The organism is Nocardioides sp. DN36 (assembly GCF_055380375.1).
Window position 1 is genome coordinate 1,819,446 of record NZ_AP043823.1, and the last position, 13,907, is coordinate 1,833,352.

General features: G+C 69.6%; 9 protein-coding genes. 1 reads left to right on the forward strand and 8 read right to left on the reverse strand.

The features are described from left to right. Positions 1-43: 43 nt before the first annotated feature. From ACZ43H_RS09655 to ACZ43H_RS09665, 3 genes are all read right to left on the reverse strand, one after another. On the reverse strand, positions 44-1,693 hold the full coding sequence (locus tag ACZ43H_RS09655; RefSeq protein ID WP_464589733.1) for an ABC transporter substrate-binding protein: 1,650 nt from the start codon (positions 1,691-1,693) through the stop codon (positions 44-46). A 227-nt stretch (positions 1,694-1,920) separates the two neighbouring features. After that, positions 1,921-3,558: an ABC transporter substrate-binding protein gene (locus ACZ43H_RS09660; protein ID WP_464589735.1), complete on the reverse strand. Its 1,638-nt coding sequence runs from the start codon at positions 3,556-3,558 to the stop codon at positions 1,921-1,923. A gap of 35 nt (positions 3,559-3,593) precedes the next feature. Next, the gene (locus ACZ43H_RS09665; protein ID WP_464589737.1) at positions 3,594-5,531 is read right to left on the reverse strand and encodes a S9 family peptidase; all 1,938 of its coding nucleotides are present in this window, start codon (positions 5,529-5,531) and stop codon (positions 3,594-3,596) included. Between the two features lie 296 nt (positions 5,532-5,827). Here ACZ43H_RS09665 and ACZ43H_RS09670 point away from each other — a divergent pair, with 296 nt between their 5' ends. Next, a complete protein-coding gene (locus ACZ43H_RS09670) occupies positions 5,828-6,763 on the forward strand; it encodes a GntR family transcriptional regulator (protein ID WP_464589739.1) in 936 nt (311 codons plus the stop codon). Between the two features lie 57 nt (positions 6,764-6,820). Here ACZ43H_RS09670 and ACZ43H_RS09675 read toward each other — a convergent pair whose 3' ends face one another. The 5 genes from ACZ43H_RS09675 to ACZ43H_RS09695 form a co-directional block, all read right to left on the reverse strand. Beyond that, positions 6,821-7,957: a DmpA family aminopeptidase gene (locus ACZ43H_RS09675; protein ID WP_464589741.1), complete on the reverse strand. Its 1,137-nt coding sequence runs from the start codon at positions 7,955-7,957 to the stop codon at positions 6,821-6,823. Positions 7,958-7,998: 41 nt separating this feature from the next. Then, a complete protein-coding gene (locus tag ACZ43H_RS09680; protein ID WP_464589743.1) occupies positions 7,999-9,711 on the reverse strand; it encodes an acyl-CoA mutase large subunit family protein in 1,713 nt (570 codons plus the stop codon). 73 nt (positions 9,712-9,784) lie between these two features. Beyond that, a complete protein-coding gene (locus ACZ43H_RS09685; RefSeq protein WP_464589745.1) occupies positions 9,785-10,813 on the reverse strand; it encodes a dipeptidase in 1,029 nt (342 codons plus the stop codon). 76 nt (positions 10,814-10,889) lie between these two features. Further along, complete coding sequence (locus ACZ43H_RS09690) at positions 10,890-12,197, reverse strand: aspartate aminotransferase family protein (protein WP_464589747.1); 1,308 nt, start codon at positions 12,195-12,197, stop codon at positions 10,890-10,892. Between the two features lie 109 nt (positions 12,198-12,306). Beyond that, positions 12,307-13,788 (reverse strand): class I adenylate-forming enzyme family protein, encoded by a 1,482-nt coding sequence (locus tag ACZ43H_RS09695; protein ID WP_464589749.1) that lies wholly within the window; start codon positions 13,786-13,788, stop codon positions 12,307-12,309. Positions 13,789-13,907: the final 119 nt, after the last annotated feature.

The window sequence follows — 13,907 nt, forward strand, 5'->3', positions numbered from 1 at the left end:
CCGGCGTGCCGGCCACCCGCCAGGTCGTCGATGGACGGGGTGCCTACTGCTTGGGCACCAGGTTGAGGGCCCACGGCGTGTTCGACCAGTACGAGCCGAAGTCCTGCAGCTCGTAGTCCTCCGACGCGTAGGTCGTGCCCTCCTCGTACAGCGGGACGTAGGGCACCTCCGTACCGACGATGTCGAGGATCTCGGTGTAGATGTCCAGGCGCTTGGCCGGGTCGAGCGTGGTCAGCCCTTCGTCCTGGAGCTCGTCGATCCTGGGCGGGGTGAAGTTGGCGAAGTTCAGCGTCGACGGACCACCCTCCGGCGCCGAGCCCAGCCAGAGGTCGTTCCAGCTCGGGTCCGGGGTGCAGGCGCCGGTCTCGCTGAAGGTCAGGGGCCGCTCCTTCGGCTCCCCGATGAGCTTGGTCGTGTACTCCGTGTCACCCACCGAGTTGACCTTGACGTCGATGTTGATCTCTGCGAGCTGCGCTGCGATCACCTGGGCGACGCGCGAGTACATGCCGTTCGTCAGGAACTCGAACTCGAAGCCGTCGGGAACCTTGGACTGGGCCATCTCCTCGCGGGCCTTCTCCAGGTCGTACCCGTACGTCGGGAGACTGTCCAGCGCCTCCTCGACCGTGTCCTCGTCGGCCAGCGACGCGAGCACCGAGGGCGGGATCAGCGTGGTGAGTGGGTCGCCGGCGCCGCCCTGCTTGGCCGCGACGATGTCCTCGCGGTTGATCGCGTAGGCAACGGCGCGTCGCACGTGCACGTCGTCGAACGGAGCCGTCTGCGTCGGCATGCCGAGCAGCGCGATGGCACACGTCGATGCGGTCGTCGTCACGTCACCACCCGCTGCGGCGTCGAAGTTCTTGGGCTGGGCGATCGACATCGCGATGTCGACCTCGTCGGCCCGCAGGGCCAGTGCCATCGCGTTCTCGTCCGCGAACGACTTGACGGAGATGCGCTTGATCGGCGGCTCCCCGCCCCAGTAGCCCGGGTACGCCGACAGCTCCATGCCCGTCGTGGGGGCAAGGCTCTCGACCTGCCACGGTCCCGTGCCCATCACCAGTCGACCCGGCTGACCGAACGTCTTCGGCTCCTGCTGGAAGAACGCCTTCTCATAGATGAAGGAGTAGAACAGCCCCGGGGTGTACTGCCACGCGGCGTTGGGCTTGCTGAGGTTCACCACCACCGTGTAGCGGTCGGGGGTGTCGATGGACTCGATCGCGGAGAAGAAGGGCTGGCCCCCCTCCCGGAGTTGGTCCCAGGCGAACTTCACGTCCTCCGAAGTGAGCTCCGTGCCGTCCCAGAACTTCACCCCCTCGCGCAGGGTGTACTTGTAGACGGTGTCGCTGACGACCTCCCAGTCGGTGGCCAGCCACGGCTGGAGGTTGCCGTCCTGGTCGATCCTCAGCAGCGTCTCCATGGCCAGGCCGTTCACCCACTGCCCGGAGGCGATGTTCTCGTTCGGGTTCAGCGTGGGGACCTGGCCGGGGATGCCGACCGTCAGCAGGTCGACCGCCTCGTCCGACGCTGCCTGGCCCGGTTCGGCCGTACGGGCCGTCGAGCCGGCACCGTCAGCGGATCCGTCGCGGGACCCCGCCGAGCTCTCCGTGCAGGCCGCCAGCGCCGCCAGGGAGACTGCGCACGCCGCAGCCAGCCCCAGTCGTCGGCGCCAGCCGGACGCTCTCCTCGCATCGATCATTTCGAACTCCGTCTCTCCGGGGTGGGTGGTGACCAAGCCGCCTGACCGATGTCAGCGGCCTATTGTCCTATGCCACAACAGACAGTCAGTATTGGGCGACTCCCCAGGTGTGTCAAGGGCCACAGAGGCTTATTGTCATAGAGTGCTGTGCCTATCGAACGGAGCGTCCGAACGCTCCAGGACCCTCGCGGCCGAGCGGTCCGTCGGGGTCTTGGGTTCGCGCTACCTCACCTGGGGACGAGGTTGAGGAGCCACGGGTAGTTGAGGACGTAGCTGCCGTACTCCGCCACGGCGTACGTCGCTGAGGCGTAGGTGGCGCCCTCGGCGTAGACCGGCACGTACGGCACGTCCTCGGCCAGTCGGGTCAGCAGGTCGGTGTAGATCTGCAGACGCTCGCCCGGCTCCGAGGTGGTCAGCCCTCGCTTGCGCAGCTCGACGACGTCCGGGGGAGCGTAGGAGGCGACGTTGATGCCCGTGGGAGCGCCGGACTCGTCCGTCGCGAGGAAGACGTCGTCCCAGCTGGGGTCCGGCGTGCAGGCTCCGGTCTCGCTGAAGGTGAACGGCTTCTCGTCCTTGCCGATCTCTGCGTACCACGCCGTGTCCTGCATCGCCACGACGGTCGTGTCGATGCCGACCTCCGTCAGCTGGGCAGCGACCACCTCGGCCACGGACGAGTTCGACGTCATCACCTTGAAGTCCACGCTGACCCCGTCCGGGACCGAGGACTTCGCCAGCTCCTCCTTCGCCTTCTCGACGTCGTGCTCATAGCGCGGGAGGCTGTCCAACGCCTTCTCGACCTCGTCCTCGGAGCCGAGCGGTTCGAGCATCATCGGCGAGATGAGCGTCTCGAGCGGGGCGCCGGCGCGACCCCGCGTCGCCGCGATGATCTCCTCACGGTCGATCGCGTGCGCCACCGCTCGTCGTACGTGGACGTCGTTCCACGGTGCGACGTCGGTCGGCATCGCGATGAGAGCCGTCGCGCAGGTCGGGACGGTGGTGATGGTGTGACCGCCGGCGGCGGCGTCGAACGCGTCCGGTGACGAGATGCCCTGGGCGAGGTCGATCTCGCCCGCCCGCAGGGCGAGGGCCATCGCACTGTCGTCGGCGAAGAACCTGACGTCGACCTGCTCGATCGGAGGCGGACCGCCCCAGTAGTCCTCGAAGGCCGACAGCTTCATCCCGGTGGTGGGGTTGAGGCTGTCGACCTGCCACGGTCCCGTTCCCATCACCAGCGTGCCCGGCTGCCCGAACTTGTCGCCGGACTGCTCGGCGAAGGACTTCTGGTAGATCGCCGCGTAGAACTGCGTGGGGGTGTACTGGAAGGCCGCGTCGGGTTGGGAGAGGGTCACCCTGACCGTGTGGTCGTCCGGGGTCTCGATCGTGTCGACCGAGGCGAACCCCGGGCGGCCGTCCTCCTCGATCGAGCGCTCCCAGCTGTACTTCACGTCCTCGGAGGTCAGCTCGGTGCCGTCCCAGAACTTCACTCCCTCGCGCAGGGTGTACTCGTAGACGGTGTCGCTGACCGCCTGGTACGAGCTGGCCAGCCACGGCTGGATCTCCCCCTCCTCGTCGACGCGGAGCAGCGGCTCCAGGGCGTTCATGTTGACCAACAGCCCCGCCTCGATGTTGTCGACGGGGTCGAGCTGCGGGATCTTGCCCGTGATGCCGAGCGTGAGCTGATCGATGGTCCGGTCGGAGACCGGCTCGCCGGGATCCGCTGTCCGCACCGGAACCGAGGACTCGGCGGTCGTCTCGGACGAGGCCGGTTCGCTGGAGCACGCGGCCAGGGTGCCAAGGGCGAGGACGAGCGCGGTCGCCGCGGCGCGGCGAGCTATCGACCTGTCGTGGAGGATGTGACGTGTCATGCCAGCACTTCCGTTCTTGGGGGGAGAAGGGCCCCTCACGAGACTCGGCGTCCAGCCGGGGCCTCGATCGCGAGGTGTGTCGTGAACCACTCCAGGATTCGTTCCTGGACGTCGATCCGGTGCTGTCGCTCGCTCATGCCGTGGCCTGCGCCCCGGTAGGTCACGAACTCGGTGGTGGCGCCGGCGTCGGCGAGGCCCTGGTAGAGCTCCTGGGCCTGGCCGATGGGGCACGCGAGGTCGGCGTCCCCGTGCAGGATCAGGGTCGCGGTCGTGCAGCCCTCGACGTACATCACGGGTGACCGCTCGAAGTGCCGGCCGTTCACGTCGTACGGGGAGCCGGCGAGGAAGATCTCGTCCATCCGTCCCTGGTTCGACGTGTGGTGGAAGCTCAGCCAGTCCGAGATGCCGGCGATCGGGATGGACGCGGCGAACATCGTGCTGCGCACCGCGGCCCAGGCCGCCATGAAGCCACCGAACGAGATGCCCACGATGCCCACGCGCTCGGGGTCGACCAGGCCCGAGTCCACGAGCGACCTCACGCCGGCCTCCAGGTCTGCGAGATCACCGCCACCCATGTCGCCGATGTTGGCGGCCATGAAGTCCCGGCCGCGGCCGACCGAGCCGCGGACGTTGGGCACCAGCACGGCGCAGCCGGCCTGGGCGAGCAGCAGCGCGTCGCCACCGTGGGCGCCGGACGCGAACACCGACGACGAGGCGTTTGTCGGACCGCCGTGCGGCACGACCACGAGGGGCAGCGGCGCACCGTCGGACCTGGACGTCGGCAGGAGGAGCAGTCCATGGATCTCCGTGCCGTCGGTGGACACCCAACTGTGGGTGCGCTGCTCGGGGACGGGCCAGCTCGCGGCGTGCGCGTTGACGCTGGTCAGCGGCCGCCAGGTCCACACCGCGTCACTCCGCTCGCACACCGCCAGCTCGACCGGCTCGCCGTGGGCGTGCCGGGGGGCGACGAGCCGCCGCCCGTCCGCGCTGCACGCCACCATCGGGAGGTACGGCGACCCCAGGGTCACCATCCCGCGCCAGATCTCCTCAGCGCGCCAGGCCGACCCGACGCTCGAGAAGAATCCGCAGACCGCCTCGAGCGACGACCGGCCGTTCCAGAACAGCCGTCCCTCGGACGTCCAGCGTACCTTCGACACGTCGACGTCGAGTGGGAGCCGATCGACCCGGCCGCTGGGCAGGTTGATGATGCTGACCTCCCCGGACAGCAGGGCCCGGTCGCTCTGCGGCCCCTCGATGACCGCGAGCAGACGTCCGTCGGCGGAGAGCGCCGGCGACTGGAGCTGGAACTCCGGGGTGTACACCGTCTCGGTCTTGCCCGACTCGAGGTCCACCAGCGCGAGGTGGGCGTCGTACCAGCCGCTCTCGGTCGGGTCCGCCGACATGACGGCCGCGACCGGGCCGCGACCGGCCCAGCCGATCTCCCACACGGTCTCCCCGTCCGGAGTGACCTGCACGCTCTCGTCGCGCTCGACGTCGACGACGGCGATGCGTCGCCAGAAGGTCGCCGGGCGGCGGACCACGATGTCGGTGTCCTCTCCCCCTTCGACGGCGAAGCGCAGGGCGCCGCCGATGTTGCCGGTGTCCGACCCCTCGTCGGCCGTGCGGAGCAGCAGGCGCTGTTCGTCCTCCGACCAGATCAGGTCCTCGACGATCCCGGCCACGCTCTCGAGCAGGCGCGGCTCTCCGGCGGCAGCGCCGCTCTCGTCGAGGTCGAGGACGTAGAGCTTGGGCATCCCGGTGGTGATCCGGTCGGAGATGAAGGCGACGCGGCGACCGGACGGCGAGATCCGCGGACGGGTGTCGACCCCGGGACCCGAGGTCAGCGGACGCGCTGCCGCCCCGTCGACGGCTAGCCAGATGTCGGCCCGAGCGGGCTCACCACGGGGTGGCGGCGGGTCGTGCACGACGCCGGCCGACAGCCTTCCGTCGTCGGAGACCTCGGGATCGCTCACACCGCGAAGCGTCACGAGGTCCTCTGGCGTCAGCTCGCGTGTCGGCATGGTGGCCTCTCCCGAAGCATCGAAGGGATGTGCGCGCGACGGCGCGGGAGCGGCGCCCCCGCGCCCGGCTCACGCAGGAGCGGGGCAGCGAGTCCGCCACCGCCGGCTGGCCTTCGACCCAACCATGACATAGTGACCTATGTCAATAGTTCACGAATCGTCGCCGCGCCCAGTTCGCGGTTCGATGCAGGGTTTCTGTCGTAGTGGCGTAGGTTGGTCGCTAGGGCACAACGACAGGACGGTCTGCCATGGTCACCAACAACATCCACCTGAGCCACTACTCCGACATGCCGATCTACCGGCAGATCGTGGCCCAGCTGACCTTCATGATCGAGACCGGCGCGCTCAGCGACGGTGATCGTCTGCCGAGCACACGACTGCTCGCCGACAACCTCCACATCAACCGCAACACGGTGGCGCACGCCTACGCGGAGCTGCGGGACCGGGGCCTCGTCGAGTCCCGCCGCCGCAGCGGGATGGTGGTCGTCGGCAGCGAGCAGGCCCGTTCGTCGTCCGAGGCCCGCGACCGGGCCCGCGACGTCCTCGAGGCGGCGGCCCGCGAGTGCGTGGCCCTGGGACTCGAACCGGCCGAGATCCAGTCACTCGTCATGAATTTCGCCGTGCGCGCGGAGGGCGATCTGCTGAAGGTGTCGTTCGTCGAGTGCAACGCGGACCGGTCGACGTACTTCGCCCAGGAGCTCGAGGGGCACCTGGGCATGAGCGTCAGGCCGCTCGTCCTGGGCGAGTTCGACCCGGAGTCGGAGCGTCCCGACCTGGTGCTGACGACCTTCTACCACCTCGCGGAGGTCCGCGCGCTCATGCGACGCCCCAAGACGGAGGTGGTCGCCATCGTGGTGGCGCCACACGTGCAGACGCTGGTGCAGATCGCGCAGGTCCCGAAGAACCGCACGGTCGGCATCTGGTACTCCTCCGAGGACCAGGCCGTCAGCATCCGGGACTCGCTCACCCAGTCGGGCATCACCAACGTCCGGGTCCTGCACGGCGCGACGGACGACGACCTGGACGGTGTCGACCTCGTCGTGATCCCGAGCGAGCTGCCCCAGCTCAAGAAGGAGCTTGAGGGCAAGGTGCGCGTCATCGACTACGGCAACGTCCTCGATGTGGCGTCGCTCAGGATGGTGGCCGACGTGGTGCAGGAGCTCCAGCGGGCCAAGGCCGCGTGACGCCCGATGGTCCTGCCGCGGTTCCGGTACCCGGCGTGGGCAGCCGGCTCAGCCGCGCTAGCGAGCGGACGGCCAGCTCACATGTTCCCGCAGGATGCCGGCCAGTCGCGCCGGGTCGATGGCGTAGGACGTCACGCCGTCACGACCCACCATGTCCTCGGCGGCCAGCAGTGAGTTGAGGATGGCTTCCTCCGTCGCGTCTGCCGCCGCCTCGAGCAGCGGTGACAGCCGCTGATGCGGGACCGCGGTCGCGGTGTGGGTCAGTGGCACGGCGGGCCGGTAGTACTCCCCCGGGATGTCGGCGTTGCCGGTCGAGAAGGCGATCATGATGTCCCCGCTGGGGTCGGATCCGCCGCCCCCGGACCGGGAGAGGCCCACCGCGGCGCCCGTGGCCAGCCGGCGGCACTGGTCGGGCAACAGGGGCGCGTCCGTCGCCACCACGACGACGATCGAGCCCGCGCCCGGGGGCAACGACTGCTCCCCGACATCGAGTGTCGCCACGGGCACCTCGCTCTCGGGGATCAACCTCCCCACCGGCACGCCGTCGACGCGCAGTGCCTTGCGCGCTCCGTGGTTGGCCTGCACGAGCACACCCACGGTCCACCCGCCCGTCTCGACCGACAGCCTCCGCGAGGACGTGCCGATGCCGGCCTTGAACCCGTGGCAGTTCATGCCCGTGCCGCCGCCGACGCTCCCCTCGACCACCGGTCCCCCGCTGGCGGAGTCCAGAGCCGCCTTCACGTGGTCGGTGGTGACGTGCTGGCCGTGGATGTCGTTCAGGATGCCGTCGTAGGTCTCGCCGACCACCGGCATCGACCAGTAGGCCCCGGCCGACGACGTGCGGCTGTCATGGGCGGCGATCGCGTCGCGCACCACCCCGACGCTGTGCGTGTTGGTGAGCCCGATGGGCGTGGTGAGCAGCCCGCTCTCCCGGATCCACTCCAGGCCGGTCATCTCGCCGTTGCCGTTGAGCGTGTACGTCCCCGCACAGCACGGGGAGTCGCGCACGTGTCCGGCTCGGGGGTGCACGACGGTGACGCCGGTGCGGACCGGGCCCTCGCCGGGGACCAGCTGCCCGTCCCCCTCGATGATCGTCGTGTGCCCGACCCTGACCCCGGCCACGTCCGTGATCGCGTTCAGCGGACCGGGTGCGTACTCGCCGATCCCCGGGTGGATCTCGCGGAACCTGGTCACGAAGGGCCTCCCGGCTGGGCGTCGGACGGATCGCGCATGGCTCAGAACACCGTCGACGGCGGGTGCTGGCCCCAGACGCCACGCAGCACGTCGGAGATCTCCTGCACACTCGCGCGGGCCCGGACCGCCTCCTCGATCAACGGCATCAGGTTCGTGTGGAGGTCCGGAGCCGCCGACTCGATCGCCCGCAGGGCGGCGGAGCAGCGGCGCTGGTCACGCGAGCGCTTCACCTCGGCCAGACGCGCCATCTGACGCTCCATCACGCCTGGGATCGGGCGGTCGATCTCGATCACCTGCGTCTCGTCCTCGTCGACGAAGTCGTTGACGCCGACCACGACCGACTCGCCGCTCTCGAGCTTGACCTGTTGCTCCCAGGCCGAGTCGGCGATGAGCTGGCTGACGTAGCCGGACTCCGTGGCGGCGATGGACCCGCCCATCCCGTCGATGCGCTCGATGAGCGCAGCGGCCTCCTCCTCGATCCGCGTCGTCAGCGACTCGACGTAGTAGGAGCCGCCGAGTGGATCGACGACGTTCGCCACGCCGGACTCGTGCAGGATGATCTGCTGGGTGCGCACGGCGATCTTGATCGCGCTCTCCGACGGGATCGACAGGGCCTCGTCGAGGGAGTTGGTGTGGAGCGACTGTGTGCCGCCCAGCACCGCGGCCATGGCCTGCAGGGCCGTCCGGGCGACGTTGTTGTAGGGCTGCTGGGCGGTCAGCGAGACGCCGGAGGTCTGACAGTGCGCACGCATCAGCCACGACTTGGGGTTGGTGCAGCCGAGCCGCTCGCGGGTGATGCGCGCCCACAGTCGCCGGGCCGCCCGCAGCTTGGCGATCTCCTCGAGGAAGTCGTTGTTGATGTTCCAGAAGAACGACACGCGCGGCGCCAGCCGGTCGACGTCGATGCCGCGGGCCGCCGCGTGCTCCAGGTAGGTCAGAGCCGCACTGAGGGTCAGTCCGACCTCCTCGACGGCGGTCGATCCGGCGTCACGGTAGTGGTAGCCGCACACGTTGACCGGGTTGAACCGCGGCATGGTGTCGGCGGCGTACTCCATCGTGTCGACGACGAGCTCCACCGCGGGGAGGGGCGGGAAGATGAACTCGTTCTGCGCGGTGTACTCCTTGAGGATGTCGTTCTGCGCCGTCCCGGTCAGGAGGGTGCCCGCTATCCCCCGCTCCTCGGCCACCACCCGGTACATCGCGATCACGATGGCCGCGGACGGATTGATGGTGAGCGAGGTCGAGATCTGGTCGAGGGGGATCTCGTCGAAGAGCGCGTGCATGTCGACGACGGTGTCGACGGCGACGCCGATCTTGCCGACCTCATGGCGGAACGTCGGGTGGTCGGAGTCGTAGCCGAGCAGCGTCGGCAGGTCGAAGTCCGTCGACAGACCCGTCTGCCCGGCCTCGAGGAGGTACTTGTAGCGGTTGTTGGTGTCCTCGGCCTGCCCGAAGCCCGCCACCTGGCGGATCGTCCAGGGCCGACCGCGATACATGCTGGACCGTGGGCCCCGGGTGAACGGGTACTCCCCCGGGAGCCCGATGTCGTCGTGAGCGCTCACGTCCGCGAGGTCGGCCGGCGTGTAGACGTCCTTGACCGGAAGACCGGACAGCGTGGTGAACTCGTCCCGGCGCGGGGCGATCTGGGCATGGTCCGCGCGGAGGGACTGCGCGCGCCAGGAGTCGGTCCGAGCGTCCCAGTCGTCCAGCGGGGTCTCCGCTCCGGGGGCCGCTCCGTCGATCAGGGGTTCCACTGGGTCTCCTCGAGCTCAGGCAGTTGTGACATACGTTGCTAGGACATTACAGCCGGCGGTGTGGTGAACAGCATCACGGGCGCGCGGGCCGCTCGACGCCCATCACGTCGGCGAGCACCCGGAGCGCGTTGCCACCGAGCACCTTCGCGATGTCGGTGTCGCTGAAGCCGCGACGGACCATCTCCTCGGTCAGCTTCGGCAGGTCCGACGGGCGGCTGATCTCGCTGTCCCAGCTGTCCCCCAGCCCGGGGACGAAGACCCCGCCGTGGACCTCCTTGTAGTAGTCGTCGACGAAGTCCGGCCCGAGGCCCACCGCGTCGATCGAGGTGACCGCTGCGATGTGCTCGATGTGGTCGACGACGCGCGCGGGAGTCGGCTTGGCCGGATCGATGAACGGCGGGATCGCGGCAGCGACGCCGATCACCCCGCCCAGCCCGGCCACGCCCTTGAGTTGCTCGTCGGTGAGGTTGCGGTGGATGTCCGTCACGGCACGGCATGCGGAGTGGGTCGCGAGGAGCGGCCGTCGGGCTCGAGCGAGGACGTCGTCGGTGCCGGCGACCCCGAGGTGGCTGATGTCGAACACCATGCCCAGCCTCTCCATCTCGTCGAGGACCTCGAAGCCCTGCGGCGTCAGGCCGCCGCGCGCCGTGTCGTCGAGTCCGCTCCCGTCGGCCAGGTGCGTCCGTCCCAGGTGCGCGAGCGAGGCCACGCGGACGCCCGCACGATGCATGGTGCGGATCAGCTCCGGGTCCTGACCGAGGCCGTGGGCCCCTTCGAGCGCGATGACGAGCGCGATCCTGCCGCTGGCGGTCGCCGCCTCGACCTCCGCACCGGAGAGGCAGACGACCACGTCCGGGTGTCGCTCCGCCAGCGTGTGGATCCGCTCGACCAGCAGCAGCGTCCGGCGGAGCGCGCCTTCTGACTGGAACTGGTCCTCGATGCAGATCGGCAGGACCTGGACGGTGACGCCGCCCGCTCGCAGCTCGGGGAGCCAGAACTCCGCGAAGTAGTCCGGGCGGCCTCGACGGTCGAAGTGGTCGACCAGGAGGATGAGGTCGTTGTGCAGGTCCACGACCGCGGTATCGGCCTGTTGGTGGGGCATGTCGCCCTCCTAGATTCTGGTGGTTGTCGCCTGATCACGCGGGGCCCTCGCGCCCCTCGCAGAGGACCGGTGACGGTCAGCCCGTCGGCGCGGTCACGTCTCGTAGCGCTGCGCCCAGGATGTCGAGGCCGGCGTGCAGCTCGTCCTCGCTGATCGTCAGGGGCGGTGCGATCCGCAGGACGCCGCCCATGCCGGGAAGCTGGACGATGTTCATGTGGAGACCACGCTCGAGGCACGCCGTCGTCACCGCCTTGCCGAGGTTGTCGGCCGGTGCCTTCGTCGCCTTGTCCGCGACCAGCTCGAGGCCGCGGAGCAGCCCCGCGCCGCGCACGTCCCCGACCACCTCGAAGGTGTCGTGGAGCTCCGTCAGCCGGGCGGCGAGCTGGCCTCCGAGGACCTCGGCCCGGCGGGCGAGGCCGTCGCGCTGGATGACACGAAGGACCGTGAGCGCGACCGAGGCGGCCAACGGGTCCGAGACGTGCGTCGTGAAGAACAGGAAGCCGCGGTCGTGGCAGACCTGCTCGATCTCCGGGCTGGTGAGGACGGCGGCCACCGGCAGACCACCCCCCAGCGTCTTCGACAGCGTCAGCAGGTCGGGGACCACACCCGCTCGCTCGAACGCGTACATGAGCCCGGTCCGACCGAGCCCGGTCTGTGCCTCGTCGAGGATGAGCAGCATCCCCCGCTCGGCGCACATCTGCTTGAGACGCACCAGGTAGCCCGGCGGCGTCTCGATGATGCCGCCGGACGAGAGGATCGGCTCGACCAAGCACGCCGCCAGACTTCCGGCGGACTGCTGGTCGACGAGGTCGAACCCGTACCGGAGCTCCGTCTCCCAGTCGTGGGAGCCGTCAGCGTGGCGGAACGGCGAGCGATACGCGTTGGGGGTCGGCAGCGTGAGGTTGCCGGGAACCGGTGGACCGTAGCCGCGGCGACCCGCGGAGAACGTGGCGGATGCGGCGCCCGTGGTCATCCCGTGCCATGAGCGGTCGAAGGAGACGATCTCGTACCTGCCGGTGTAGAGCTTGGCCATCTTCAGCGCCGCTTCGTTGGACTCCGCGCCGGTGCTGAGCAGCAGCATCTTCTCCAGGGGTGCGGGCAGGGTGCCGGCCAGCTCCGTGGCCAGGTCGACGACCGGGTAACTGAGCATCCCGCTGTAGAGATGGTCCAGCGACGACATCGACGCAGCCGCGGCCGCGACGACCTCTGGGTGCGAGTGACCGAGGATGGCGCTCATCTGCCCCGAGGTGAAGTCGAGGATCGGCGCACCGGTGTCGTCGTACACGTAGGACCCCGCCGCCCGCTCGATGATCCGGGGCGTGAACCTGGCGCCGTATCGCACCAGGTGCTGGTCGGCAGCTCGCCAGAACCGCGTCGTCGACATGGGGTCCTCCTGTCAGTGGACTTCGGCTGTGTGACGGTCGAAGGGTCGTGTGGTGTGCAGCACCGGCGGGGTCGATCTCCCGACCGTCCGCCGACGCTGGGCCGGCAGATCAGCTGACCGCGAGCTGGATCTCGCCGGACTCGACCTGCCGCTTCACCGCGGCGCGGTCGACCTTGCCGATACCGGTCGTCGGCAGGGACGCCACCACCGCGGCCGCCGACGGCCGCTTGAAGCTCACCAACCCGTCCCGGCAGTGCCGCAGCAGCTCCTTGGACGTCAGGTCCGTCCCCGCCCTGGGGACAGCGACGACGACGGGAGTCTCTCCCCACCGCTCGCTCCGGACGCCGATCACGACCGCCTCCTGCACGCCGCGGTGTCGGAACGCCACGGCCTCGATCTCGGCCGGGGCGATGTTGATCCCTCCCGAGATGATGATGTCCTTGAGCCGACCGGTCAGGAAGAGCAGGCCGCGGTCGTCGATCCTGCCGATGTCGCCGGTCCGCATGGACCCGTCCGGTGTCACCGCGCCCGCAGTGACCGCCGGGTCGCCCATGTAGCCCACCATCCGACTCGGACTCGCGCCGAGGATGTGACCGCTGCCGTCCGTGTAGTCCTCCACGGGCTCCAGTGACAGACGCGTGGTGGGGAACGCGCGGCCGACCGTCCCTGGCTCGGCGCGCAGCATCGCGTGTGAGGCCGCGGTGAGGTTCAGCAGCTCGGTCATCCCGTAGAACTGGTGGGTCTCCACCCCTGGGAGCGCCGCCCACCAGGCCTGCAGGAGGTGCACCGGCATCGGCTCCGACGCGAAGAGGATCCAGCGAAGTCGCGCGAGCTTGTGGAGCGGCGCGCGCTCGAGGAGACGGTTCAGCACCGTCGGGATCGCGTCGAAGGTCGTGGCCCTGGTGCACGCGTCTGCCACGCGATCGGGGTCGAAGCCCGGCAGGATCTCCAACGATCCGCCGGTGACCAGGGTCGGGAGCACCTGCTCCGGGATGCATGTGTACAGCGGAAGGAAGACGACGCCCCGGTCCGACCGGTCGAAGGGGAACGCGGAGGCCAACTGGAATGCCGCGTGGGAGATCGTGCCGTGCGTGTGCTCGACCCCCTTCGGTCGGCCCGTCGAGCCACTGGTGAGCATGATCTTGCAGGAGGCCTCGGGCGCGATGCTCGGCAGGCGGGGCCCTCCCGGACCGCTGGGAGGGTCCGCCATCTCCAGCAGGGGGCAGGCGTCCTCGAGACCTTCCCGCATCCCGTCCGGCAGCCTCCCGACGAAGAGCGCCCGTGCCTTCACCATGGCGAGCTGGGCCCGGATGGACACCACGTCCAGCATCATGTTGAGCGGCACCGCGACACAGCCGGCACGCATGATGCCGAGGTAAGTCGCGACGTAGGCGGGCGCGTTCGGCCCGAGGATGCCCACCCGCTGACCGGCCTGCAGGCCCCGCCCGAGCAGGCCCCGAGCGATCGCCTCGCTCCGTGCCCACAGCTCGGAGTAGGACCACACCTCGCCATCGGCGATCAGCGCCGGATCACCCGGATGCGCCCTGGCCACGGCCCCGAGGTGGGCGATCACGGTGTCGGTATGCGGCATCTGTCCTCGTCCCTCCGGTCCTCGGCGGGGGAGACGCTCGGGCGCAGTCACACTCGTCCCCATCGGTGCCTGTGCGGCGACGGTGGGTGACTCACGGTGGTCGTGGGACATGGCAGCAG

Excerpts from the sequence above, each read along its gene's own strand:
- ACZ43H_RS09660 (WP_464589735.1), bottom strand. The coding sequence starts at position 3,558 with ATGACACGTCACATCCTCCACGACAGGTCGATAGCTCGCCGCGCCGCG.
- ACZ43H_RS09695 (WP_464589749.1), bottom strand. The coding sequence starts at position 13,788 with ATGCCGCATACCGACACCGTGATCGCCCACCTCGGGGCCGTGGCCAGG.
- ACZ43H_RS09655 (WP_464589733.1), bottom strand. The coding sequence starts at position 1,693 with ATGATCGATGCGAGGAGAGCGTCCGGCTGGCGCCGACGACTGGGGCTG.
- ACZ43H_RS09690 (WP_464589747.1), bottom strand. The coding sequence starts at position 12,197 with ATGTCGACGACGCGGTTCTGGCGAGCTGCCGACCAGCACCTGGTGCGA.
- ACZ43H_RS09685 (WP_464589745.1), bottom strand. The coding sequence starts at position 10,813 with ATGCCCCACCAACAGGCCGATACCGCGGTCGTGGACCTGCACAACGAC.
- ACZ43H_RS09670 (WP_464589739.1), top strand. The coding sequence starts at position 5,828 with ATGGTCACCAACAACATCCACCTGAGCCACTACTCCGACATGCCGATC.